The organism is Streptococcus sp. HMSC077F03 (assembly GCF_001812375.1).
Taxonomy (GTDB): domain Bacteria; phylum Bacillota; class Bacilli; order Lactobacillales; family Streptococcaceae; genus Streptococcus; species Streptococcus oralis_S.
Genome location: NZ_KV808752.1, coordinates 35,728 through 61,796, shown reverse-complemented (window position 1 = coordinate 61,796; position 26,069 = coordinate 35,728). Strand labels below are relative to the sequence as shown.

General features: G+C 41.6%; 21 protein-coding genes and 1 other annotated feature (1 of these 22 running past the window's edge). Of the genes, 1 reads left to right on the top strand and 20 read right to left on the bottom strand.

Features of this window, described 5'->3' with window-relative positions; all coding sequences use genetic code 11:
* Positions 1-116 (bottom strand) — a sequence feature (ribosomal protein L10 leader region); it reaches 20 nt to the left of the window's first position.
* A 64-nt stretch (positions 117-180) separates the two neighbouring features.
* The 7 genes from HMPREF2853_RS00845 to mecA all read right to left on the bottom strand — a co-directional run bounded on the left by HMPREF2853_RS00845 (position 181) and on the right by mecA (position 9,154).
* Positions 181-1,440 carry a TRZ/ATZ family protein gene (locus HMPREF2853_RS00845; RefSeq protein WP_070534601.1) on the bottom strand — a complete coding sequence of 420 codons (1,260 nt, stop codon included), beginning with the start codon at positions 1,438-1,440 and terminating at the stop codon, positions 181-183.
* A 96-nt stretch (positions 1,441-1,536) separates the two neighbouring features.
* Positions 1,537-3,285, bottom strand: a complete 1,749-nt coding sequence (locus HMPREF2853_RS00840; RefSeq protein ID WP_070534600.1) for an ABC transporter ATP-binding protein — start codon at positions 3,283-3,285, stop codon at positions 1,537-1,539.
* A 1-nt stretch (position 3,286) separates the two neighbouring features.
* Positions 3,287-5,011, bottom strand: a complete 1,725-nt coding sequence (locus HMPREF2853_RS00835) for an ABC transporter ATP-binding protein (protein WP_070534599.1) — start codon at positions 5,009-5,011, stop codon at positions 3,287-3,289.
* Between the two features lie 59 nt (positions 5,012-5,070).
* The gene (gene msrB / locus HMPREF2853_RS00830; protein ID WP_070534598.1) at positions 5,071-6,009 is read right to left on the bottom strand and encodes a peptide-methionine (R)-S-oxide reductase MsrB; all 939 of its coding nucleotides are present in this window, start codon (positions 6,007-6,009) and stop codon (positions 5,071-5,073) included.
* A 99-nt stretch (positions 6,010-6,108) separates the two neighbouring features.
* A complete protein-coding gene (thrB, locus tag HMPREF2853_RS00825) occupies positions 6,109-6,978 on the bottom strand; it encodes a homoserine kinase (protein ID WP_000692414.1) in 870 nt (289 codons plus the stop codon).
* A gap of 1 nt (position 6,979) precedes the next feature.
* Complete coding sequence (locus HMPREF2853_RS00820; RefSeq protein WP_000216340.1) at positions 6,980-8,266, bottom strand: homoserine dehydrogenase; 1,287 nt, start codon at positions 8,264-8,266, stop codon at positions 6,980-6,982.
* A 147-nt stretch (positions 8,267-8,413) separates the two neighbouring features.
* Positions 8,414-9,154, bottom strand: a complete 741-nt coding sequence (mecA, locus tag HMPREF2853_RS00815) for an adaptor protein MecA (RefSeq protein ID WP_000782705.1) — start codon at positions 9,152-9,154, stop codon at positions 8,414-8,416.
* Between the two features lie 122 nt (positions 9,155-9,276).
* Here mecA and HMPREF2853_RS00810 point away from each other — a divergent pair, with 122 nt between their 5' ends.
* Positions 9,277-10,755, top strand: a complete 1,479-nt coding sequence (locus tag HMPREF2853_RS00810) for an oligosaccharide flippase family protein (protein ID WP_000789710.1) — start codon at positions 9,277-9,279, stop codon at positions 10,753-10,755.
* A 46-nt stretch (positions 10,756-10,801) separates the two neighbouring features.
* Here HMPREF2853_RS00810 and HMPREF2853_RS00805 read toward each other — a convergent pair whose 3' ends face one another.
* From HMPREF2853_RS00805 to aroB, 13 genes are all read right to left on the bottom strand, one after another.
* Complete coding sequence (locus HMPREF2853_RS00805) at positions 10,802-13,330, bottom strand: MBL fold metallo-hydrolase (protein ID WP_000792509.1); 2,529 nt, start codon at positions 13,328-13,330, stop codon at positions 10,802-10,804.
* Positions 13,331-13,373: 43 nt separating this feature from the next.
* Positions 13,374-14,186 carry a LicD family protein gene (locus tag HMPREF2853_RS00800; RefSeq protein ID WP_002881745.1) on the bottom strand — a complete coding sequence of 271 codons (813 nt, stop codon included), beginning with the start codon at positions 14,184-14,186 and terminating at the stop codon, positions 13,374-13,376.
* A gap of 57 nt (positions 14,187-14,243) precedes the next feature.
* Positions 14,244-16,403 (bottom strand): LicD family protein, encoded by a 2,160-nt coding sequence (locus HMPREF2853_RS00795; protein ID WP_070534597.1) that lies wholly within the window; start codon positions 16,401-16,403, stop codon positions 14,244-14,246.
* Between the two features lie 21 nt (positions 16,404-16,424).
* Entirely contained in the window at positions 16,425-17,393 is a 969-nt protein-coding gene (locus HMPREF2853_RS00790) for a glycosyltransferase family 2 protein (RefSeq protein ID WP_002881752.1), read from the bottom strand.
* Positions 17,390-18,226, bottom strand: coding sequence for a LicD family protein (locus tag HMPREF2853_RS00785; protein ID WP_070534596.1), 837 nt, complete (start codon positions 18,224-18,226; stop codon positions 17,390-17,392). The genes HMPREF2853_RS00790 and HMPREF2853_RS00785 overlap by 4 nt, the downstream gene beginning before the upstream one ends.
* Before the next feature lie 143 nt (positions 18,227-18,369).
* The gene (locus HMPREF2853_RS00780; protein WP_049501396.1) at positions 18,370-19,665 is read right to left on the bottom strand and encodes an LCP family protein; all 1,296 of its coding nucleotides are present in this window, start codon (positions 19,663-19,665) and stop codon (positions 18,370-18,372) included.
* On the bottom strand, positions 19,662-20,510 hold the full coding sequence (pheA, locus tag HMPREF2853_RS00775; protein ID WP_070534595.1) for a prephenate dehydratase: 849 nt from the start codon (positions 20,508-20,510) through the stop codon (positions 19,662-19,664). Before pheA ends, HMPREF2853_RS00780 begins: the two co-directional genes overlap by 4 nt.
* The gene (locus HMPREF2853_RS00770) at positions 20,507-20,983 is read right to left on the bottom strand and encodes a shikimate kinase (protein ID WP_001151357.1); all 477 of its coding nucleotides are present in this window, start codon (positions 20,981-20,983) and stop codon (positions 20,507-20,509) included. The genes pheA and HMPREF2853_RS00770 overlap by 4 nt, the downstream gene beginning before the upstream one ends.
* Positions 20,976-22,259 (bottom strand): 3-phosphoshikimate 1-carboxyvinyltransferase, encoded by a 1,284-nt coding sequence (gene aroA / locus HMPREF2853_RS00765; RefSeq protein WP_000769892.1) that lies wholly within the window; start codon positions 22,257-22,259, stop codon positions 20,976-20,978. The genes HMPREF2853_RS00770 and aroA overlap by 8 nt, the downstream gene beginning before the upstream one ends.
* A 90-nt stretch (positions 22,260-22,349) precedes the next feature.
* Complete coding sequence (locus HMPREF2853_RS00760) at positions 22,350-22,688, bottom strand: YlbF/YmcA family competence regulator (RefSeq protein ID WP_044020548.1); 339 nt, start codon at positions 22,686-22,688, stop codon at positions 22,350-22,352.
* A gap of 10 nt (positions 22,689-22,698) precedes the next feature.
* Positions 22,699-23,802, bottom strand: a complete 1,104-nt coding sequence (locus HMPREF2853_RS00755; RefSeq protein ID WP_049490172.1) for a prephenate dehydrogenase — start codon at positions 23,800-23,802, stop codon at positions 22,699-22,701.
* A 9-nt stretch (positions 23,803-23,811) separates the two neighbouring features.
* A complete protein-coding gene (gene aroC, locus HMPREF2853_RS00750) occupies positions 23,812-24,978 on the bottom strand; it encodes a chorismate synthase (RefSeq protein ID WP_070534594.1) in 1,167 nt (388 codons plus the stop codon).
* A gap of 9 nt (positions 24,979-24,987) precedes the next feature.
* Positions 24,988-26,055: a 3-dehydroquinate synthase gene (aroB, locus tag HMPREF2853_RS00745; protein ID WP_070534593.1), complete on the bottom strand. Its 1,068-nt coding sequence runs from the start codon at positions 26,053-26,055 to the stop codon at positions 24,988-24,990.
* Positions 26,056-26,069: the final 14 nt, after the last annotated feature.

The following is a 26,069-nucleotide window of genomic DNA, read 5'->3' as shown; positions in this document are numbered from 1 at the left end:
CCCAAACCTAGACACGAAAGTACAATACGCTTCTTTTTACATGATACGTTTTGTCCTCGGTAGGATACTTATGAGTCGAGCTCCCCTACTGTCTTAGGCAGTTTTTTCAAACCGTATATAAGTATAGCATAGACAAAAAAAGAATGCAAGATTTTTGCAGACTTTTTTTGAAATATTTTTTTAAATCTCTACTGTCAAAACTTGTCCTTGCTTGACAACCTGTTCTCCTGCAATGTAGACATCATCAACATCACTGGATTTGACTGCATAAACGAGGTGAGAGAGCATATTTTCCTGAGGTTGGAGATGGATTTTTCCTTGTGGTTGAATCACGAGAAAATCTGCCTGCTTGCCAACTTCTAGGCTTCCTATCTGCTTTTCCATTGCTAGAACCTTAGCCCCTTCGATTGTCAGTGCCTTAAGGGCTGTCTCGATAGGGAACTGGCTGGCATCTCCACTCTTCATTTTCTGAAGAAGGGCTGCTGTCCGTCCTTCCTCAAACATATCTAGATTGTTATTGGAAGCAACTGAGTCAGTCGCAATTCCAACTGCTACTCCTGCTTTTTGGAGTTGGATGATGGGAGCGATTCCTGAGGCCAGTTTGAGATTACTGATAGGGTTGTGGGCAATAGCCACTTGAGAGGATGCCAAGCGTTCAATTTCTCGCTCGTCTAGTTCGACCCCGTGAGCAAATACGGACGGATGATCTAAGTAACCTAGTTCTTCGAGAAAGGCGAGGGGGCGTTTGCCGTATCGTTTCAGGACAATTCCTGATTCTTCCTTGGTCTCTGCCACATGGATATGGAGAGGAATATTTAGCTCTTTTGCCATATCTAAGCTTGCTTCCAGCAAGTCTCTACTACAACTGTAGGGAGAATGTGGAGCTACCATAACCTTGAAATTTGGATTTTCATATCCTAAGATTTCTTCTATAATGGATCGTGTTCTGCTTATAGTCTCAGCAGTTGTTTCTGTCTCTGAAGAAAAGAGGGTCGGTGAGAAATAACAACGCATCTTAGATGCCTTGACTGCCTGATAAATTTGATCAATATCCACACCATTGGGATTATACATATCGTTGAAGCTTGTTGTTCCTGACTGGAGCATTTCTGTCAGAGCTTCTTTGACTGCCTTGGTAGTCATGTCGGGAGTAAATCCTGCTTCTGCTGGCCAGATATAGTCATTGAGCCATTCATGGAGATTGCTATCATCCCGAATCCCTCGCAAACCTGTCATAGCAGAATGGGTATGGCAATTGACCAAACCAGGCATAATCCAGGCTCCCTGATAGTCTATAATCTGCTCAGCTTGCTCTAAAATCTCTGGCTTCTCTTGGCCGACATAGACGATTTGAGAGTCCTTAACGGCTAAGATACCATCCAGATAAACATGGAAATCTTGGTCACAAGTCACGATATTTACATGCTGATAGACTTTCATTGTTTTCTCCTTCTAAGACCCTGATTTTTCTAGCTATTGTAACAAAAAAGTCACCCGAAGGCAACATTTTTCCATAATATTGCAAAATAGAAAGGATTATTCAGAGCTAAAAGCTGAAGCTTTTTGCATTTGGTAATACTTGCCCTTTCTAGCCATGAGGTTCTGATGGTTACCATACTCAACAATGTCTCCATCTACCAAGACAAGAATCAAATCCGCATCCTGAATAGTTGACAAACGGTGAGCAATGATAAAGCTTGTGCGTCCCTTCATGAGTTTGGCAAAGGCATCCTGAACAAGCACTTCTGTCCGTGTATCGATGGAAGAAGTCGCCTCGTCTAAGATAAGAATCTTTGGGATAGCTAGAAAGACTCGAGCGATGGTCAAGAGCTGGGCTTGCCCAACAGAGAGAGATTCTCCTGCATTTTCCAACTTAGTATCGTATTCCTGTGGCAACTGTTGGATGAAAAAGTCTGCGTTAGCTGCTTTTACAGCAGCAATCACCTGCTCCCTACTGGCGTCAGGATTTCCAAAGGCAATATTGTCATGAATAGTCCCTTGCTTGAGCCAGGTTTCTTGGAGCACCATGCCAAACTGCTGTCTCAATGACGCTCGGGTATAGTCGTAAATGGAACGACCGTCTAGCAAGATATCTCCCGAGTTAATAGGATAAAAACGCATGAGGAGATTGATAAGAGTTGACTTACCAGCACCTGTCGGACCAACGATGGCTACCTTGCTACCAGCTGGGATATCGATGGATAAGTCCTTAATCAAGATCCTTTCAGGATTATATCCAAAAGAAACATGCTTAAAGGAAATAGCTCCCTTGACTTGGTCACTGGTCAAGACTTCCTTACCTGTTTCAGCCACCTCTGGACTTTCTAAGACAGCATAGACGCGCTCTGCACAAGCGAGAGCACTTTGCAACTCAGCTAGCACTGAAGAAATATCGTTAAAGGGCTTGGTATACTGCTGAACATAGTTCAAAAAAGTTACTAAACGCCCAATGGTCAAGGTTGAACCCATCATGATACGATAAGCTCCTACTCCAGCTAGAAGAGCATAAATGAGCGCATTGACAAAGCGAGTCGAAGGATTAACCGTTGATGAATAAAAGATGGCTGACTGAGAATAGCCTGCATAGTTGGCATTCGCCTCATGCAGGCTTTGGATAAACTCTGTCTGAGCATTGAAGGACTGGATAATGGTCTGCTGGCTAAGCGATTCTTCAATCAACTGAGTCTGAATCCCCCTCGTCTCTGTTTGCTTCTGGAAGAGATGATAGGAGCGTTTGGCAATAAAACGTGAAATCACCATAGATAGTGGTGTCAACAACAAGACCAAGAGGGTCATGAGGAGGTGGATTTGAAGCATAGCTAGAATACTAACCAAAATCATCAAAACGCCAATGAAAAATTGATTGAAAATCATGGTCAAGCCAGCTGCCAACTGTTCTATGTCTGTAGTCACACGACTAACCATCTCTCCACTACCCTGCCGATCCACAAAAGCAATCGGTAAACAATGGAGCTTATGAATGATTCGCTCTCGCAAGTCTCTGGTATAAGAGAAGATTAGACGATTATAAAGAAGAGGATTGGCCCATTGTACCAGAGTATTTCCTATGACTACCAATATCATCTGAATGAAAATCTGCCAAAAAACTGGTGAAGAACCAGTTACGAGGACCTGGTCAATGACCTGCCCAATCAAGATAGGTAGGTAGATCGATAAAGCAACTTGGGCAATAGTTCCTAGAAAGGCAAGGAAAAGGAGGAAGGGATGGCTTGCTAAATCTATGGCCAAACGTTTGAGCGTCTGGTTTGCAGTTTGTCGTTTCATGCTAGTCCTCCTTTCCATGTTGGGATGCATTGATTTCGCGATAGACTTGGCTAGTCTTCATCAATTCCTCGTGCTTGCCAACAGCTAGGAGCTCACCTTTTTCCAAGAGGAGAATCTGGTCAGCCATCTGAAGTGTCGAAGTCCGTTGAGAAATCAAGATTAAGCTCGTATTTGGCAAATTTTCTCGGATAGCTTTCAAGAGCTTGGACTCTGTGATGGTATCGAGAGCTGAGGTCGCATCATCTAGGATGAGAAATGGAGCTTGTCGCAAGACCGCACGTGCAATAGACAGCCTTTGTTTTTGTCCGCCTGAGAAATTTCGACCTCCTGCCTCAACTAGGGCATCCAAAAGTCCTTCCTTTTCACTGACAAAATCCTTAGCTTGCGCAATCTCCAAAGCTTGCCAGAGTTGCTGGTCAGATACTTCTCGATTGAAACCCAAAGTCAAATTGGAACGAATAGTTCCCTTAAAGAGTTCGACCTTTTGGGGCACATAGGCAATCCAAGACCGCCATTGCTCAAGATTACGAGAACTACGTCCATTTCGATAAAGGTCAATACTTCCCTTGTCTGCCGGATAAAGACCAAGTAAGACTTGCACCAAGCTTGACTTACCAGAACCAGTTCCCCCGATGATACCAAGGATTTGCCCTTGCTTCATATCAAAGGAAATGTTTCTCAGAGAAGGCTGGGCCGCATCAGGATAGGTAAAGGTTAATTCTTTGACTTGCAAAACCCGATCACCGGTAGCTTGTTTTTGTTCTAATTCTGAAAAGATATCTTCTGGAGCTTCGGTAAAAACTTCCTCAATTCGCTTGGCTGAGATATAGGATTGGTTGAGGGAATTGATCAGCATGGCGAGCTTAACCAATTCCACCAAGATTTGCAAGAGATAGTTGATGAGGGCAATGAGGACACCTTGACTGAGTAAACCTCCTTGAATTGAAATATAGCCCTGCCAGATGATGACGAGAAGAGTTCCATTAACAATCAGATAAGTCAGTGGTGTTAACAAACTAGACCAGAAACCTGTCTTTTCTTGTAATCTAGCATAAACTTGGTTAAGAGTTTGAAAAATTTGTAACTCTCGTTTTTCCTGACCAAAAGCACGAATAACTCGCATCCCTTGCAATTGCTGGCGTGTTTCCTGGACCAGCTGGTCCGTTTTCTTTCTGAGACTACTGTAGAGAGGATTGACCAGTCGAGAGAGACCGACAATGACAATCGTCAAAATGACAACCATAACTAAGAACCAGAAAGTCAGCTCAGCCGAGATGCGATAGGCCATAAAAATGGCTCCAAAAACGATAATAGGTGCTCTCAAAAAGAGGCGCAGGAATTGATTGATACCAGTCTGTATCTGGTAGGTATCCGAAGTCAAGCGAGTTACCAAGCTAGAAGTCGTCAGACGGTCTCTGCTGTCCTTAGGTAAAGAAAGAATATGACGATAGAGGTCGTTTGTCAATTCCTTGGCAAAACCTACCGCTGCCTTTGCTGAATAAAATTGAGCTACCAAGGCCACTAAAACGCCAATCACTGCAAAGATAAGGAGCAGGCCAATCTGCATCCAGAGATGGCCTTGATCTCTCTGGGGCAAGGCTTGGTCAACAATCCCAGCAATCACCATGGGAACTAAGAGCTCAAAAACAGCTTCTAGCAACTTGAACAGGGGAGCCAAAATTGATTCTTTGATATAGGGTTTGAAGTAAGATAGTAAGTGTTTCATAGATCCCTTCTATTCTTATTCTGGAAATGAAGAAAGTGGGAAGCCCCACCCTCTCAGTTTTATTTGTTTAAGTAAGGTAATAGATAGCCATATCCTGCTTCTTCCATCTCATCCTTGGCTACAAAGCGCAAGGATGCAGAATTAATACAGTACCGCAGGCCACCTAATTCCTGAGGTCCATCTGTGAAAACATGACCCAAGTGAGCATTTCCTGACCGAGAACGAACCTCGATTCGCTCCATTTCATGGCTCAGGTCCTTGTAATAGTGAATCAACTCCTTAGAAATCGGACGACTAAAACTTGGCCAACCACAACCTGAGGCAAACTTATCCTTAGCAAAAAAGAGTGGCTCCCCTGTCGTGATGTCTACATAAATTCCCTCTTCAAAAGTTTGGTCATAAGCATTACTAAATGGAGCCTCTGTAGCAGCTTCTTGCGTAACACGATAAGACTCTTCAGTTAAGCTTTCCTTTAACACCTCTTGACTAGGCTTTTCATAGTTAGAGGCGTCAATCAATGGCTTCTCAGCATCCGTCACATCGATATGACAATAACCTGAAGGATTTTTCTTGAGATAGTCTTGATGATAGTCTTCTGCTAAAATGTAGTGGCGAAGTTTCTCCACCTCTACTGCAATCTTTCGACCCAGCATACGCTCCTGCTCCTGCACCACTGTGTAGATAGCTGGCAAGTCTGCTTTATCCTGATAATAGATCCCCGTTCGATATTGGCGACCACGGTCATTCCCTTGTTGGTTAATAGACAAGGGATCAATAACACGGAAATAATAAAGCAAAATCTCTCTGAGTGACACTGCCTTCTCATCATAAATCACTTGAACAGTCTCTGCATGGTCTGTTTCCTTGAGCAACTGGTAATTGGTCGTTTCGACTTGGCCATTAGCGTAGCCGACACTGGTTGCTAGCACTCCAGAAATTCGTGAAAAATACTCCTCTAGGCCCCAAAAACAACCACCTGCTAGATAAATTTCTGACATCTTTATTTCTCCTTTATCAAGTTTTTAACTAGACTTTTTTTCAAAAAAAGGATAGGAAGCCCTCTAATCAAGAGTTTCCCCATCCTATCTTCTATTTCTTTACTTTGTTTCGACACGGACACCTTGGGTATCAACATTCAAATCATGCAGTTTGCCTTTGAAAGGTTGCTTTTGCAATTCTGCCTTAATCGCTGGCATCTTGTCATGAGAAGCCAGAACCATAACTGTCGGCCCTGCTCCAGAGAGGTAGGTCGCATAGGCACCATTCTCTTTAGCTACTTGCTTAATCGTCGCAAATTCACGGACCAGACTTTGACGATAACGCTCGTGGAAGAGGTCCCCCTCGATTGCTTGACCAGCTGTCACCATATCTCCTGCTAACAAGGCTGCAACGGCCACATTGGCGATCGAACTAGCTGAAACAGCTTCCTTGTAGGACAATTTCTTAGGAAGGACACCACGGCTGTCTCGGGTACGCAATTCATAGTTGGGAATATAAGCTAGAAAATCACACTCTGGGAAGTCAGCCACAATCGCTGAAACATTTCCTTCAACAGAGCTCGCAACAACAAGATTTCCATAGATGGCTGGAGCTACATTGTCAGGATGTCCTTCAATCTTGGTCGCCAGTTGCAATTTATCGTGGTTAGATAAGTTGAGCTTGCCCAGCTGGTTGGCCAGTTCAATCCCAGCAACTATAACAGAGCTAGAAGAGCCCAAACCACGCGCCAAGGGAACATCACTAGTCATTTTCAAGCGTCTCGGTTGCAAGTCAGGCGCAATTTGCAAGGCAATCTTAAGCAAGAGATTACGCTCGTCATGGGGAATCCATTTGCCAATCTGGTGTTCAATCAACCACTCATCCCGTTCTTCACAGACCTCAATTTGAAGATACTTGGTAACAGCTACACCGACCGAGTCAAAACCTGGCCCGATATTGGCACTGGTTGCAGGTACAATAATCTTCATCCTATTCTCCTAACACCTTGAAGGTATTCAAGAGGTCAAATTCTGAAGCTTTGGCCAACTCAGCTGAAACATTCTCAAGTTGTGCTTTATTAATCTTATGAGTGATAATCACTACACGCGCCTTGTCACCCTCTTTGCCATCTTGGAGGATTTGCTTGAAGGAAATATCTTGAGCGTTGAAAATCTCAGCCAATTTCAAGACCTGACCTTTTGAGTCTGGTGCCAAGATTGAGAAATAGTAATTAGCTTTGACATCTTCTGGATTTGCCAAGACAAGTTCACGGCTATATTCGTTGAAGCCTTTACCAATAGTGCCATCATTCAAGCGACGAACGATACGGACAATATCCGCTACAACACTTGTTGCAGTTGGTTTTTGACCCGCACCTGGTCCGTAGTACATAGACTCACCGATACCGATAGATTCTACAAAGACTGCGTTCATTACGCCATTTACACTGGCAAGTGGATGTGCTTTAGGTAGGAAGGTTGGGGTAACTTCTGCAGCAATACCTGAAGAAGTTTCTTCGATAGAACCAACCAATTTCACTACATAGCCCAGGTCTTGGGCTACAGCTACGTCTTCTGGTGTGATGTTACGGATTCCCTTGTGGGCTACATCGTCAAAGGCAACCTTCATACCAAAAGCAAATTGGCTCAAAATTACCATCTTGTAGGCCGCATCAATCCCATCCACGTCATTTGTAGGATCACTTTCTGCAAAACCAAGTCTTTGCGCTTCAGCCAAAGCATCATCATAAGACCAGCCTTCTTCCACCATCTTGGTCATCATGAAGTTAGAAGTTCCGTTAACGACACCAAGAACGCGCGTGATTTTATCAGAAGCCAATGAATTTGCTAGAGTGCGAAGAATTGGAATCCCACCAGCTACTGCTGCTTCATAGTAAAGTGCTACATTATGCTCTTTAGCGATTTCTAGCAATTCTGCACCATGAACAGCCAAAAGGTCCTTGTTAGCAGTAACAACGTGTTTCCCAGCTTCTAAGGCACGAGTGATAAAGGTCTTAGCTGGTTCGATACGCCCCATCAATTCCACTACGATAGTAATGTCCTTGTCTGCTAAAATATCATCTACATTGGTTACAAAGTTAAAATCATTTCCTGCTGCAAGCAAGCGGTTCTTTTCATCTTCATCCTTGACCAATACCTTTGCTACTTCAATCTCAGAATGAGCTGACTGAACGATTTTTTCTCCATTTTCCTTTAGTAGGAATGGCACACCACTTGCAACGGTACCAAATCCAAATAAAGCAATTTTAACTGTCATGTTTGTCTCCTAGAAATTTTCTGATATAGCCATTATAACAGAATTTTGTGAAAATTCCTATTATAGTAAATCACTATTTCAGTCTGATAAAGAAAAAACGAATCCCATGATTCGTCTTTCTTGATAAATGAAAATTGATTTTAAAAATTATGAACGAATCTTTTGCAGACCGAGAACTGCATCGTGATTGATCAAGATTTGCCCATACTCTTGCAAGACTGAACGACTGATATCACTGTCGTCTGCAAACTCACGCATACGAGCCAAGAGCCAGGCTGGATATGGACTTGGATGATTTTCTACATCGACTAAGATTGTCAAATAATAGTGTCCATTCATCTTATAGAGTTCAGAGGTTTCCATCTGGTAGTTAACCGTCTTTGCAAAAGAAACTAAGTCAGCAAGGCTTGCAAAGCGCAGGATATAGTATATATAAGGTTCTTTCTTACTCTCAGTCTCCTTGTCTGCCTGCTCTTGCTCTTCTTCCTTTGCTTCGACCTGCTCTAGAGATTGGATGGCCTCAATATCGTCCTTGGTTTTATCTGCAATACTCTTTTCCAAGGTTTTGAGAAATTCATCCGGCGACATTTGGGCTAATTCTTCCATGTCTGGTAGATCCGCCAAATCTTCAAAATCCAAATTTTGGTCAATCTTGGACTTGGTCACAAAGACGTCGACCTTATCAGGTTTTGGCGTCACGCGGAAACTCAGCATGCCACTATCCAAGAAATTGTCTGGCATCTCTAACTCATCTAAAATCGCATAGAAAAACTCTTCGGTTTTTTCCTGAGGAACGAGAAAGTCTGCAATCTCCATTCCCCGATCCATCAAATCATCTAAAGTCATCGTGATTTTCAGTGTTGTATCACTGATTTGTTTCATCTTCATATCTAGTAACCTCATACTTTCAGTCTATCTATTATACTAGATTTTTACGATTTTATCAAAAGAATGAAGCGAGAATGTGATATAATACTAGATATGATTTTAGATTTAAGAAAGAAAGTTCAATGAAAAATATAAAAGTAAATGCCTTGGCCAGCTTGCTGGTCAATATTCTCAATATCGTTTTTCCACTGATAACCAATCCTTATCTGACGCGGATTCTCAGCAAATCCAACTACGGTTATTTCAATACAGCCAATACCTGGGCAAGTTTCGTTATTCCACTAGCTGCCTTTGGAATATACAACTACGGGATTCGAGCTATCAGTAAGGTCAAGGATGACAAGAATAAAATCAACTACGTCTTTTCTAAGTTGTTTTATATATCGGTTTTCACCTCTCTCCTGACCACTGGTATCTACTTCCTCATTATCTTCTTTGACACCAGCATTGAGAATCTGAAAGTCCTCTACTACATCCTAGGGGCCCAAGCACTCTTCCAATTTCTCAATATCGAATGGATGAACGAGGCTTATGAAAATTATGCCTTCATCCTCTACAAAACGTTAATTATTCGAATTACCATGCTGGTCGCTATCTTCGCCTTTGTTAAAACGGCAGATGATATTGTTCCTTATGCTATCGTTATGACAGCGACCACTGTCCTCAACTACCTGCTCAGTTTTCTTTGGATCAAGAGAGAAGTTTCTTTTGTTAAGATCGGTTTCGTCGAATTAGCTAAAGCTTCTAAACCGCTCTTCACTATGCTTCTCTTAGCAAACGCTAATATGCTTTATACCTTGCTAGATAGAATGTTTATCACCAAGGGACCGGATGAGAACTATATTTCCTACTATACAATTGCCTATAGTATCGTCATGCTGATTGCCAGTGTCTTGAGTGGAGCTATCAACGTCAGTATTCCACGCCTCGGCTACTATCTTGGTAAAAAAGATTACAAGTCTTATAATTATCTCGTGAACCAAGCGGCATCCTTATTCTATTTCCTTATGGTTCCAACTAGTATCGGGATTATGATATTGGGACGGTACGCAACTGTTATTTATTCTTCTGAAAAATATCTTGAAGCGGGTATCGTAACCAGCGTCTTCGCTTTTCGTACCATCATTTGGGCTATTGAGTTGATTCTTGGTAAACAGATTATCTTTATCAACGATCATGAAAATCGCTTAACTGCCTTCTACTTCCTTGGTGGTGGTGCCAATATCCTATTAAATAGCATCTTGTATTTCAATAATATTTTTGCACCTGAGTATTACATCGCTACGACCATTATCGCAGAAACTATCGTCGTTTTTCTTGAAATTCATTTTATCAAGAAACACCAACTGATTAGTTTAAAAGAAATTTTTATAACCTTAACACGTTATAGCATTATATCCCTTGGTTTTATCCCAATCTTCTATATTTTCAAGATGATTTTCCAAATCAATTCTTACACAGTAAACTTCAATATGATTCTCATGGTTCTGTCTACCGTAGCAACTTGTGGTATCTATTACCTCTTGACCCTCTTTATTACCAAAGACAAAACACTCCACTATGCACTGAACCTTGTACTTGCTAAATTAAAACGAAATTAAAAAAATCCCCTACTGATAAATTAGTTGCCAGTAGGGGATTTCTTCTTTATTCGTTTTCTTTCTTATCAGAAGCGTTGGCTTCTAGATTTGAATCTTGTTTAGGTTGTTCAACAATAGAGGAATTAGCTTCTTGTTTCTGTTCTGGCTTGACTGCCTCGCTATTTACAGCAGCAACAGCCTGTTTCCAGATACCTTCTTCGTTTACTTTGTAACCATCAGGTGTTGTTGCGTTCTTCAACAAAGAACCATCAGCTTGGAAATAGTACCAATTACCATCAAGCTGTTTCCAACCTGTCTGCATAGCTCCTGATTCATCAAAGTAATAATGATCACCATTTACTTTATGAAGGCCAACCAACATGATGCCATCTTCAGGATTTAGATAATACCAGACACCTTTGTCTTTTATCCAACCAGTTTTCATGGCTCCATTTGATTCAAAGTAACGGTAATGATTATCAAACCATTTCCAGCCAGTTTGCATGGCTCCAGATTTGCTAAAGTAATATTGCTTACCATCTACTTGATGGAGGCCGACTAACATATCGCCTTCCTTACCTTCAAGATAATACCAGACATCACCATCTTTCAACCAACCAGTTTGGAGTGCGCCAGACGTAGCGTAATAATGCCAAGAATCATTTGACCACTGCCATCCAACTTGCATAGTCCCTGCAGAGCTGAAGAAATAGTTCTTACCGTCAACCTCTTTAGATCCTACAGCCATGATACCAGTTTCTGGATCCAAATAATACCATGATTCTTTATCTTTCAACCAACCAGTTTTCATAGCACCTGAGTTCGTATAGAAGTACCAGCTATTGTCTTGCCACTTCCAGCCAGTCTGCATGGCACCACTAGCATTCAAATAGTAACGAACACCATTTACATCTTGTCTACCAGTTAGCATGATGCCATCTTTATCCAGATAATACCATGTTTCCTGATCCTTGACCCAGCCGGTTTTCATAGCTCCAGAACTTGCAAAATAGTTCCAGTGACCATCAACAAAGGTCCAGCCAGTTTGCATGATACCTTCTTGATTAAAGTAGTATGTGCTTCCATTGATATTCTTTTTACCAACGGTCTTTAGCCCATACTCATCATAGAAATACCAATCTGAATCAATCTTTTGCCATGTTGAAGGCTTACCTGCTGTTTGGAGTGCACCACTTTCGCTAAAGAACATCTTCTTGCCATTATAAACTTGGTGTCCTGTTAGCATCTTCCCATCTGCCGCAAAGAGATACTTTTTCCCTCCAATTTCAGAGAGCTCGCTAAATCGTCTAGCACCATTTGATTGGATATAATACCAAGAGTCATCTAGTTTGAACCAACCACCAGTTTGCATTTTACCATTTTGGTTCAGATAGTAATCATTCCCTTTGGCATTTTCTCCCCAGTCGTCGTTAAGGTGAAGCCAGCGACCTGCTTGCATTTGTCCTTTTCCATTAAAGAAATAAGTGGCTCCGCCAATCTCTCTCCAGCCGATAGCCATTTCTCCGTCAGTCAAACGATATTTCCAATAACCATCTTCTTGATACCATTTTTCGTCAACTACAGGGATATCAGGGAAGGTATTTGAAACATTAGCAAATCCTTTATCGCTAATATCAAAAACGGTAGCATCTTGAGTTTGGCTCGCAGCATGAAGAACCTGAATATTTTTCTTCTGAAGGTATTCTCTGGTTGAAGCAACATTAATATCTCCACCAGTTGTCTGAATAATCATTTTTGGTGATAAGTTTTCTAGGAAATTAATCGTATTTGAAATTGTCGCATCATAATGGTGGTTCCATTTCATCATATCAACCTTGCCGATAACTGGACCTAACTTATCTTCTGCTCCCTCGGCATTATCCAAATCTCCACCAAGATAGATTCTCTTTCCTGCCACAGTCACTACTGAAACGATGGAGTTGGAGTTATCATCTCGAACTTTTTTCAGATTCCCGTCAGCATCATATTCATTCTTATAGTTGTAGAGTTGGATATCCATATCACCTAATTTTAGATGGCTATCCTCATCTGAAATATTCTGGATAAGAGTAACTCCTCGTTTTTGAGCTGCTCTCAAAGCATTATCATAATTGAAAAGATTATCCCATAGTCCCCAGTTTGCTGTGATCCGATCATCTGAATATTTTTTCAAATAAAACTTACCGACCTGATATCGATTGAGTATTTCGTCCGCTCCACCAATATGGTCACTATGAACATGAGTTCCTATAATAAAATCTAATTTTTTTACACCTATTTGATCCAAGTGGCGAATCAATCGATCCTCCAATACTTGATAATTTCTCATGGAAATTCCCCAGCGGCTTGGATAGCGTGGGTCACTCCCATCAGGAAAATCATAGTCTTCTCCCATATCAATCAAAGCATAGTGACCATTGCTTTCCAGAAGGATGGCATCACTCCCAGATTTTGCTTTAGTATTTATGAAATGGATACGATTGCCCGAACCTGCAGAGATGGTATCTGCATCTACTCCTTGCGATAACTGAATCAGTAATAGAAAGAATGCGAGAACACTATAGCTGACTGATTTTAATAACCATTTATTTTTCACCTTGAAAACTCCTTTATCTTAACATTAAGCAACTTTTAAAAATCTAATCAATCCAGTAGTTTTTATCTCCTCCTGGGACTTGTTGCTCAATAGGTGGTGGAGTCATATAGTTTTCTCCAAATTCGTAGACAAGTATTTCATGGTATTTTCTCGGAACCTTGACCACAATGTCTTCATAAGGCATATCAATCAAATCATAGAGCCATTCTTTTTTTATACCATTGGGATAATAAGGGTCATAGATAGTACAAGTGAGATCTGTTGCTTGATCTACACTATACTTCAAAGCAAGGCTCTCTAATTTTTGATTCCATAGCTGTGGGGAAGTTAAGCGGAAAATAGCTGATCCCATATAACGAGGGAGGTTTTTAAGTCCACCATTCTCAGACTTGATCCCTTTAAAATTCAAAGAAGAAAGTCGAATGAAATATTTGTAGAGCTTCATTTTTTTACGGTCACTTTCCTCTGTGACGACACCATCATATGGAAAAATGTCAACGCAAGTTCCCAATACGACCGTTGGGTCTACGAGGTTAGCATCTCGACGAGTCCTTACATCATAGACTCTCATATAACTGTATGGATATCCCTTTGTTTCTCTGAATGAAATCAATTTGTAGTAGGGATGATTTTCATTTTGTAAAACCTTATACAGTTTTTCAAATTCATCACGCGCCAAGGAAATATCTGTATCATCATCCCAAGGGATAAATCCTTTATGGCGTACAGCTCCTAGTAAGGTTCCAAAATCAATAAAGTATTTGATTTGATGTTGTTCACAAAGATCATGTAGATACTTTAAAATATCCAATTCTACTTGCTTGATTTCTTCAAGAGTTAAAGTTCTTTCAGACATAGGTTCTATTCTCCTAAATTTGACTATATTTTTAAACGTTTCTTAATCCCAATCCCGTCATTTAGACCTTTTAACAATCTTCCATAATTTAAAATCATGATGAGATACTCTTTGTTCAACCGGTGGCAATTGCATATAGTCTCCGTAGTCTGAGGTCAAAATTTCATGATAGTTTTTTGGAATGGTAAATTCAATACCTTCAAATATTCCAGTAGTAACTTGTTCCAGCCATTCACGTCTCCACACTGGTTTGTTCATATCCTTGTAGATAAGATAATCCACTTGCTCATAATCTGAGACTTTACGGGATTTTGCAAGCTCTTCAATCTGGGCAACGTATTTGTTCGTATTGGTGAAATAGAAAATAATAACTGACACATAGCGTAGCAGTGAATTCAGTACACTTTTCGTATTGGTAATGCCTTTAAAGGTGTAGCAACTCAATTGACGTTTCTTTATCAGTTTCGTCATCTTGTTTTTAAATTCTACGTCATCCTCGTAGCCATCTACAGGGAAAATATCTACATAGATTCCCATATTCGAATCGATGCGAACATCTTCTTCCAGCAAGTAGGTATGGTTATCCTGCACTTTCATGAAGGGATAGACATAGTTGAGATTATTTTTATAAGACATGACCTCGTAACGTTTATCAGGGTTAGCGATAAGGTAGTCTTGCAACTTTTCATAATCTTCTCGTAACATGCAGATATCCATGTCATCATCCCAAGGGATAAATCCTTGATGGCGAACAGCACCAATTAGACTTCCATATGCTAAGAAATACTTGACACCAATTTTCTGACAAACTTCATGAATATACTCCATGATTCCAAGTTCCATCTGTTGAATTTCATTGACATCTGTTACTTCTTGGTACCGAACTCCTTCATCCCGTTTGCAGACTACGAGTCCATAGCCAATCGCTAGCCAGAAGATGATATTAATAAAGTTGGTTGAATACATAATCTGACTTTCAAATAATTGACCAAACAAGATACCAAAGAATAGGATCATGATCAATTTATCAGTATTTTTCTTGGAAACAATCAAATACGTTAAAAAGCGCTTGATGACATAAGCCAGTACAAGAAGGAAGGATACCAAACCTAGAACTCCCGAACTGACAAATATAGTCACAAAAATGTTATGGAAATTCCCACCAATAAGGGAGTTTTGAATCTCAAATTTACTGAAATATTCTGTGTAGTAATCTGGAACATTTCGTACACCATAACCAAAAATTGGTTTGGCACTTCCCATCTTGATGGCATTTTTCCAAATATAGGTTCTACCACTTGGTGTTGTTTCGATCAGATGGAGCTCACCGTTTTTCTTAGTAACAGATGAATCTGTCTCAGCATAGGATTGTCCATTGTTTAAATCTAAGACAGTCGCAGTTTCAGATGAGATATAGATTGAAGTTACATAGCTTAATCCAATATTAGTTGCAGTAATCAGCAAACCAGCAACTATAAAAGTGAGGAATCGTTTAACGATACTTCCTCTAGTAGCAAAGAAACTATAGAGTCCAATCATGAGAAGTAAAGAAAGTAAGGCTCCTCGACTTTGCATCGTAGCGAAGTAAACTAATTGAATGACGTTGTTCAGTTTAAGATAAACAGAATATTTACTTCCTTTATGGATCAAATACATAGCCAAAATAATGCTAATGTATGAAAATATCGCACTAGCATTTGGATTGACAATTCCCCACAGACGTCCATTCATGACACCATAGTAATAAGATTGTTCACCAATCTTAAATAGGATAAGGACTCTACTTAACAATAAACCAAACGCAAAAATTGCTGAAGAAAAAGATACAATTTGAACCGTATAGGCAATCCAGTCAAATAATTTTTTAAGTTGCCCTGATTGTAACATGGTAAATAATAAAACATAGGTTACCATGAAGAGAATTTCAATCACATTTCCAATCAGATGTCCAGAGCGATTGAAAACAGCTGATAGCAGATGACTTCCAGCTAAGAGTCCAAATAAGGATAGAAATTTGCGATCTGCTGTGATTTCTTTCCACTTAAACAATAAGGTATAGCAAATATAAAGCACTACAATCGCTGATAATCCCTTGTAGAGGGGATTTGCTATCTTATAAACCAGTGAACTCATACTTAAAATCGAAATGAAAACAAATAGATACGCAATCCATAGTTTTGATTTTTCAAAGTATTCATCCATTTTTGAAAAATTCATTTTCAACTCCTTCTCATGATATTAGTTTTTTAATCCAACAATTTTCTTATATAGCCATGGAGAAATGACAAGTGAAAGGATAGCTACCTTGCGAAAAGTGGTGAAATAAGCATCTTTCCATATTTCGCGTCGGTGCTGAACAATCCAAGTCCTCAGCTCGGCTTTCTCCTTTTGATACTCTTCACGTGAAGTAAAGATAATTTTATCGTAAACTGTGATGTACGACCAACATTCTCTATTTATTAATTCGTATTTTAAATTAGGGAAGGCTTGTGAAACTTGAGCAATTATTTGCTGATAAACTTCTATCGTGTCAAATACATATCGATTAACAGATGTTGTTGCACTTCCCTCACGATGATCATAATAATAAACAGGTTTGTCAATAAATACGCAACTGCATCTTGTCTTTAGTAGCAATTCAGTTAAAAATAGAGCATCTTCAGCTAGGTGATAGTTGGTATTAAACTTTTCATACGCTAGCAGGTCTCTCTTAAACAGTTTTGCAACTGGAAAAAATGACGTTCTGGTAGTCATCAGTAGTTCCTTCATGGTTTCTTCTGTTGACCAGAGTTCTGTTTTTCCTGAATGTGGAGGTATATCAGTTACAATGCCGTTTTTGATATGGTGCAGAGGAGCAATAACAAAGCCTACATTCAACCCTTCAACTGCACTTGCTAAAGTAGCTAGGTAATCTTGGGTAACGAAATCATCGCTATCAATAAAGGTAACCCAAGAACCCGTTGCTAGCTGAATTCCCATATTTCTAGCATTTGAAACACCAGCATTTTCGATATGATAAACCTTGATATTCTCATACTGAGACGCTAAGTGATCACAGATCTGTCCACTAGAATCAGTAGAACCATCATTGATTAGGATTAACTCAAAATGGGCATAAGTCTGTTGAAGAATCGACTCCACACATCGCTCCAGATAAGCCTCTACATTGTAGACTGGAACGATAACGCTTATTTTTTCTCCCATCATGCTCCATATTCTCCCTTGTACTCTGTATAACTCTTGTCCATGTCTGCTATAATGGCGTCATGATGCGGTACTTGCTTGTCCGCTGGTGGCGGTGTCATATAGTCCCCAAAAGCAGTGCTGAGATAGGCATCATAGCCTACTGGGATGGGCATCTCAGTTCCTTCAAATGGCAAGAAAAGATTGTCTTCAAAAGACGCGATTGGGTATTTGTTTCGCATGTAGCCGGGACCTGAGCATAATTCCGTAATTCCATCGCTCTCAGCCAGACTATACTTGGTCATTTCTTTTTCAGCTTTTTTCCAAATGCGATAACGTAGAGATTTTGGAGTCAGGCCGAGTAAGATACGACTTCCCCATTTCATGACTGCACCATGCTTTTCTGGGATAGTTTGGGCGCAAAAGAGTGAATAAATCAGGGCCCAACGAACCTGTTTCTTACGCTCAGCTGGATTTTTAGGATAATAATCCAATGGTAAAACATCCAAGGCCAAACCGTGTGGTAAATCCAAATCCTTCTGATAAGGCTTGATACAAGTAGTTTCCTTGTCACGAATGGTAATAAAAAGGTTACGGTCTACAAAATCTTTGTTACTCTTTGACAAGAAATAACGCTCGTCTGCATAACGTGGCCACAGTTCTGCTAATTTTTCATAGTCCTTACGTGGCATAAAAAAGTCTAGATCATCATCCCAAGGAATGAAGCCCTTATTACGAAGGGCGCCAATGGCTCCTCCACCACAGAGATAGCACAACAAATCATGTTCTTTACAAAATGCGACGAAATATTCAGCCATTTCCAGACTACGAGCCTGAATCGCTTTCAAATCACTCATGTCTCTCCTCTTCTGTCCAATAACGAGTTATATCGTTTTATTATACCATAAAAAAGCCCTAAAAATCCATCAGATACTAAGAAAAATCAAAGCCTAAACCACTTTTTCACTTGTGATTCAAACTTTGATTTTTTTATAGTATTCTATCTCATTCCCATTTGGGCGAGTTTGGTCTGATATTTATTTTGATCAACTAGAAGTCCTTGTCCACCATAGATATCATAAGCGTCTACCCAGTCACCAAGTTCTGGGACGGTGAGTCTTTCAATGCCATTTTGAGCACCTTCTAGGACAGATAAGCCATTGGTCAACAAGAAGCTATATGGTAGATTTGTTGATGTCATGCCAAAGACTTTTCCAAGTGCCTCTGACCCCGTAAAGAGCTTGGTTGGATCTTTGATTTGCTCAAGAACAGCTGACATGACTTGTTGCTGACGTTTGGTACGGCCATAGTCTCCCTCATCATCATCACGGAAGCGAGCATAGTTCAGCAAGGTGGATCCATTCATCTGCTGTTTTCCAACTTTGATGGTTTGGGTTGGTGACTCAGTCTCTGTTGCATGAAGGTCGTCTCCAACTGTGGCTTCTGTCAAAGGTTGACCATTCAATGTTGAGAATTGAGCATCAATCGTTACTCCGTCAGGGAAGAGGGTATCAATAGCTGTTGCAAAAGCCTGGAAGTCGACCAGGGCATAGTACTTAATATCCAAATCAAAGTTGTCTTTTAGAACCTTGCGGACCATTTCAGCACCTTTTTGCCCTTCTTGTTCCCCAAGTTCGTAGGCAACATTTAGTTTGTTATCCGTCTGTTTCTGGCCATTTACAATCTTACTGTACCCGTCGATATACACTAAGTTGTCACGCATAAAGCTGACTAGTTTAATCTTCTTATCCGATCCACTAACATTCAGCACCATGATCGTGTCAGTACGGGTTTCTGCACTATTTTGACCGATACGGCCATCTGTCCCCATGACTAAAATATTCACACCATCTTTGGTATCCTGACCGTTAAAGACCTCTACTTGAGCTGCCTTGGCGTCAGCTGGCTTATTTGTTGGATTGGCTGCTGACTGGAACCCTCTAAGAAACATGAAAATCATCCCTGCAAGCACACAAGTAATCAACAGCAAGAACCAAGTCAGTATTCGTTTGAAGCGAATTCTTCTCTTTTTCTTTTTGACTTTAGGTTGAGGAGCTACCTTTTCACGTTTCTTAGACCGGCTTCTACTGCCGTAGGTCGGAAGATCAATATCTCTACCCCAAGTTTCTTCTTTTTCTTCTTGGTAGGAAGGGTGAACTTCAGACTTGGGACCTGCCATTTTCTGTTGCAGATAATCAAACTCCCTCCGTTCACGGTCGTTGAGGTAATGAATATTTTTGAAGAGATAGTCATAACGTAACTGCTCGTGATGACTTAAAGGATTTTCTTTGCTCATTGACTCTCCTTTTCTATATCAGTTATGGTAAAAATCGGGTAGGTTCCCAGGATCTTGTGCTGGATTCCAATAGCTTCTAGTTCTTGTCTTGCAAAATGAACCAGTTCTTTGTCACTATAGTCTACATCGATAATGAAAAAGTATTCTCCCAAGGCTGTTTTAAGGGGGCGACTTTCAATCTTTGTTAAGTCAATCCCTCTCCAAGCAAAGGTCGAAAGTGCCTTGTAAAGAGCACCAGGTAGGTTGTCTGGTAAGGTCAAGGCCAAACTCATTTTTTCAGCTTGTGAGTTCAAAGGAATCTTCGGCATCTCTGCCCCTAACACCCAAAAACGTGTGAAATTGGCTTCCATTTCCTGAATATCCTCTGCAATCAATTCCAAGCCATATTCTTCAGCTGAACTTTTAGGAGCAATAGCTGCATAAGGCTGATCTGGATGTTCTGAAATAAAGCGAGCTGCATAGGCTGTACTGGCGGTTACCTCAATTTTGGCCTCTGGATAGTTTTTGTCGATGAATCTCTTTCCTTGAGCCAGAGCCTGAGGATGAGAAAAAATTTTCTCAATTTTTGACTGACCGGGAACCGCCATCAACTGCTGGTGAATGGGCTGAACGATTTCTGCAACTGCTTGGATGCGAGCCTGATGAAAAAGATAATCCAAGCTTTCATGCACACTTCCCTCAATGGAGTTTTCAACTGGTACTACTGAATAGTCTACCAATCCCTGTTCATAGGCCTTGATAACGTCTGTAATATTTGAAAAAGGCTCTAGTTCCTCATGTGGAAAAGCCGTTTGCACAACATGATGCGAAAAAGATCCCTTGGGACCTAGATAGGCAATTTTCATCTCAGTTCCTCTGTAATTTCCTCTGGGCTTAACTTGGTTACATCCAAAACCCGACTGGCTACTTCCTCATACCAAGCTTGTCTTTCTTTGAAAATAGCTGCCAGTTCTTCCTTACTATTATTTAGAAATAGTGGGCGCTGATTGTCCTTATCAGCTGCGATACGTTGGTAGAGGGTTTCAAAATCTGCTTTTAGGTAGATGTTTTCAGGATTGGTTTTGAGCAAGTCACGATTTCTCTGAGAAATGACGACTCCTCCGCCAGTTGACACAACTCGGTCCGTTTTTAGTAAGTCAGCTAGAACTTCTGACTCTACTTGACGAAAGGCCACTTCTCCTTTTTCAGCGAAGAAATCCGCAATGGACATGCCCAAACGTTCCTCGATTAAGGCATCCATATCGATATAGTCTGGGTCCAAGCCTCTAGCAATTGTCGACTTGCCTGCCCCCATAAATCCGAGTAATACCTTAGCCATGAATCAAGCTCTCCAAATCATCAAAGAAGCTAGGATAGCTAGTGTTGATGGCTTCTGCACGGTCAAGCTCCACTTCTCCATCAGCAACCAAGAGGGCTGCGATGGCTGTCATCATTCCAATTCGATGGTCACCAAAGGTATTGACTCTAGCGCCATGAAGTCTTGATTTTCCTTTGATAATCATCCCGTCTGCTGTAGGAGTGATATCCGCCCCCATGCTATTTAAGGCATCTGTCACCACCTGAATGCGGTCTGTTTCCTTTACCTTGAGTTCCTCAGCATCCTTAATGACTGTTTCACCTTGCGCTTGTGTCGCTAAAAGGGCAATAATAGGCAATTCATCAATCAAGCGGGGAATCAAGGCTCCACCAATCTCTGTTCCTTTCAAGTCTGAAGACTCGACAGTCAAGGTTGCTGATTTAGCGACAGGATCGATTTCAGTTATTTCTAGTTTTCCACCCATGGCGCGAATGACATCAATAATACCAGTACGAGTTTCGTTAATCCCCACATTCTGCAGCACCACACTAGAGTTTGGAACAATCAAACCTGCGACCAACCAAAAGGCTGCACTGGAAATATCTCCTGGAACAACTACCTTTTGTCCGATCAGTTTTTGTGGTCCTTGAACTGTGATTTTTTTGCCATCCACACTTAAATGGCCACCAAATTGCTGCAACATATCTTCGGTGTGGTTACGAGTACATTCTTTCTCGATAATAACGGACTCCCCCTGAGCCTGCAAGGCTGCAAACATCAAGGCTGACTTGACCTGAGCAGAGGCGATTGGCAACTCATAGTGAATAGGTGTAAGTTTTTTCGTCCCTTTTAAGTGAAGAGGGGGCAGGTCTCGCTCAGTTTGCCCTGAAATACTGACGCCCATTTTTTTCAATGGAATCGTCACACGGTCCATAGGACGTTTAGTAAGACTGTCGTCTCCGAACATCTCTACTTCGAAGTCTGCACCAGCAAGGACACCTGAAATCAGGCGAATCGAGGTGCCAGAATTCCCCATATCCAAGGCATTTTGTGGCGCTTTTAAGCCATCCATGCCAACACCTTGAATGGTGATAACCCCATCTTTATCCTCAATTTCTACACCAAGATCACGAAAAACCTGCATGGTTGAAAGCACATCCTCTCCACGCAGAATATCATAAACCTTAGTCTCGCCCTCAGCCAAACTTCCAAAAATAATCGAACGATGGCTGATAGACTTGTCACCTGGAACCCGGATACTGCCATGTAAGTGGCGAATGTTTGTTTTTAGTTTCATAGTTGACCTCATACTTGCAATACTTTTTCTTATTTTATCACAAAAAAGCCAGAAATTCCTGAAATTTCTGGCTTTTATACAGATAAAATACTATTTCAATAATTCTGAAACAGGTTCAAAGACAATTTTCTCAATGTCCGAAAGGTAAATGGACAATTGTTGCTGTTTGGCAAAGAAATCTGACAAAAGAGCGTTCTCTTGGATTTGCTTACTGAAAGACTGCATCTTTTCTTGGAAAGAGGCGTCTGGCATTTGTCCCGTTTGCGCCATGACTTGGATTTCTTGTTGGAAAGCAAGGTAGTCTGCAAAAATCTTGCTAGCTTGTTCATCAGCTTGGATGGCATCTTTTGCTACCTTGACCGCCTTGTATTCTGGTAATTCGCGTAACCCGCGGCTAAGTTCATTTGCACTATCGTAAATATTTGACATGATTTTCTCCTTATTTGATGACGACTGTATAGTCCGTATTTTCTGTAATTAAGCGTTCAGCTCGTTCTAAATCTTGAGCATTTTTAAAGGAAATTTGTAGAATACCGTGAATATCCTCACGGTTTTCTTCGTTGATGTGGATATTAACCAAAGAAGTCCCACGTAGCAATTCCAAAATTCGCAAGATGACATCTTCTTCATCGGGAACATCGACATAGAGGTCGTAAGAGCTATCCACACCACCACGCTTATGTATTTCCATGGCCTGACGTTGCGCACGCGCTTGGTTGAAAAAGTTCCAGATTTGCTCTTCATCTCCCCTGCTGATGGCCTGACCAATCGCTTCCAAGCGTTCCTTGAAATCCGCAATTCGCTCTAGAATAGTCTCACGGTTAGACAAGAGAATAGAAGTCCACATACCTGGCTCGCTTTCCGCAATGCGAGTCATATCTCGAAATCCACCCGCCGCAAAGCGTCTTGCCATCTCATGTTCTTGAGCATAAACTGCTGTTTGTTCCATGAGACCTGATGCCAAGATATGGGGAAAATGGCTAATCTGTGAAGTTACTTGATCGTGCTCCTTGGCATCAATTTCAATGAAACGAGCATGGAGGCCTGAAAGTAGGTCCTTCATTTCTGAAAGGGTTTCTGGAGTGGTCAAGCTAGATGGAGTAAAGATATAGTAGGCATTTTCAAAGAGATTAACATCGGCAGAGGCAGCTCCTGTCTTGTGGCTACCAGCCATGGGATGAGCCCCGACAAAACGAATTGACTTGCCAGCCAAATATTCCTCCGCCACTTCCACAATGGCAGCCTTGGTTGAGCCCGCATCCGAGATAATGACGCCTTCTTTCAAGTTCAAACCTGCCAACTCCTGAATAAAAGCAATGGTCTGCTTGATTGGCAAGGTCAAGATGATGACATCTGCCAGAGGAGCAAAACTGGCAAAATCATCCGTCGCACGGTCAATCATCCCCCGCTCCAAGGCAATATCTCTAGAAGCCTGACTGCGATTATAACCTAGAATTTCATAATCAGGATGATCGCGTTTGATACCAAGCGCCATCGAGGCACCAATCAAACCGAGACCTGCGATATAGATGGTTTTTGCCATAGGAACTCCTTAATAGTTCTTTGTATACTCACGGTGTTTGGTTACCGCTTCTTTTAATTCCTCTAGGTTGTCCGATGAAAATTTTTCAAGGATTTCTTGCGCCAGAACCGTTGCTACAACAGCTTCCATGACTACCCCAGCTGCTGGCAGAGCGGTCGGATCACTTCTCTCCACGGTTGCCTTGTAAGGTTCGTGGGTTTCGATATCCACACTCATAAGTGGTTTGTAAAGAGTGGGAATGGGTTTCATAACTCCACGAACAACAATTGGTTGCCCATTGGTCATACCACCTTCAAAACCACCTAGATTATTGGTACGACGAGTATAGCCGTCTTCTTTAGACCAGAGAATTTCATCCATAACTTGGCTGCCTTTGCGGTAACCAGCTTCAAATCCAAGACCAAATTCCACCCCTTTAAAGGCATTGATAGAAACAACTGCTTGGGCCAATCGCGCATCCAATTTTCTGTCCCATTGGACATAGGAGCCAAGGCCAACTGGAACGCCTCCGACGACTGTCTCTACAACCCCACCGATGGTATCACCGTCACGTTTGATTTGGTCAATATAGTCCTTGATTTCCTGTTCCCGCTCTTGGTTGACAATAGAAACTTCAGACTGGGCAGCTCGTTCCTTAATCTCAGCCACTGTCAGATTTTCAGGTACATCGATTTCCTTGCCACCAAAGACCACGACATGGTTGGCAATCTCCATATCCAGTTCAGCTAAGAGACGTTTGGCTACTGCCCCAACAGCTACTCGCATGGTGGTTTCACGGGCAGATGACCTCTCCAAGGAATTTCGTAAGTCATCAAAACGGTACTTGATGCCCCCAACCAAATCGGCATGTCCTGGGCGAGGATGAGTGATTTTCCGCTTGCTTTTCAGGCGGTCTTCAATGTCCTCCGCAGACATGATATCCAGCCATTTCTGGTGGTCCTTATTGATGACATCCATGGTAATGGGAGCCCCTGTCGTCTTCCCGTGACGAACGCCCGAAGTAAAGACAACCTGGTCACTCTCAATCTTCATACGACCACCACGACCGTAGCCACCCTGACGGCGTTTCAGATCCTCATTGATATCCTCAGCTGTCAAAGGAAGTCCAGCTGGAATTCCTTCAAGGATAGCCGTCAGACGGGGGCCGTGTGATTCTCCTGCAGTTAAATATCTCATACGTTCTCCTTATTTTACCAAGTAGTCTTTCATCTCTTCCAGAGAAACTGGGTGAATGCTCGCTGAACCAAGCTCTGGTACCAAGACCAATTTCAAGGTGTTGCCACGCGCTTTCTTGTCATGAGTAAGAGCCTGATAAAGCTTGTCAACATCCCAGTTTTCATAGTCAACAGGCAAGCCAAATTTCTGGCACATCTCTCTAATGGACTGGGTTATTCCTTCTGGCATGAGGCCTTTTCCCTCAGCAACCTTGGAAATCTGAACCATGCCCATAGCCACAGCCTCACCATGCATGACCTTGCCGTAACCAGCTGTTGCTTCAAGGGCGTGGCCAATAGTGTGTCCAAAGTTGAGGTAAAGCCGAACACCGTTATCCAACTCATCCTCGACCACCATCTTGCGCTTCACCTGACAAGAATGTTCAATCAAAGTCTCCGCATGTTCCAGTATACTCTCAACAGAACCATCCAGGTCCGTTAAGAGAGCCCACAGTTCTGGATCCTCAATCAAGCCGTACTTGATAACCTCACCCATTCCTTCAATCAACTCTCTTTTTCCAAGCGTTTCAAGGACAAGCGGATCAATCAGAACCCCATCTGGTTGGGCAAAAGTTCCCACCATATTTTTAGCAAAAGGAGTATTGACACCTGTCTTTCCACCGATAGAAGAATCAACCTGGGCAGTCAAACTAGTCGGAATCTGAACAAAGTGAATGCCCCGCATATAGGTAGAGGCTACAAAACCAGCCAGATCCCCAACAACACCTCCACCAAGAGCCACAATCCCATCGCTACGAGTTAAACCTTGCTTGACTAGAAATTCATAGACCTTCTGAACAGTGGTTAAATTTTTTCGTTCTTCGCCTTCTAAAAAGTCAAAAACGGCTACCTGAAAACCAGCATCTTCTAGGCTGAGTTTGACCCTCTCTGCATAGAGAGAGGCTACATGGTTATCAGTCACGATAACCACTTTTTGCGGTTGCCAGAGTTCTCGCAACCACTGACCTGCTTGCGATAGACAACCTTTTTCAATTTGAATATCATAAGGATGATGCGGAATATCGATTCTGATTTTCATAGTAGGGTCTCCTT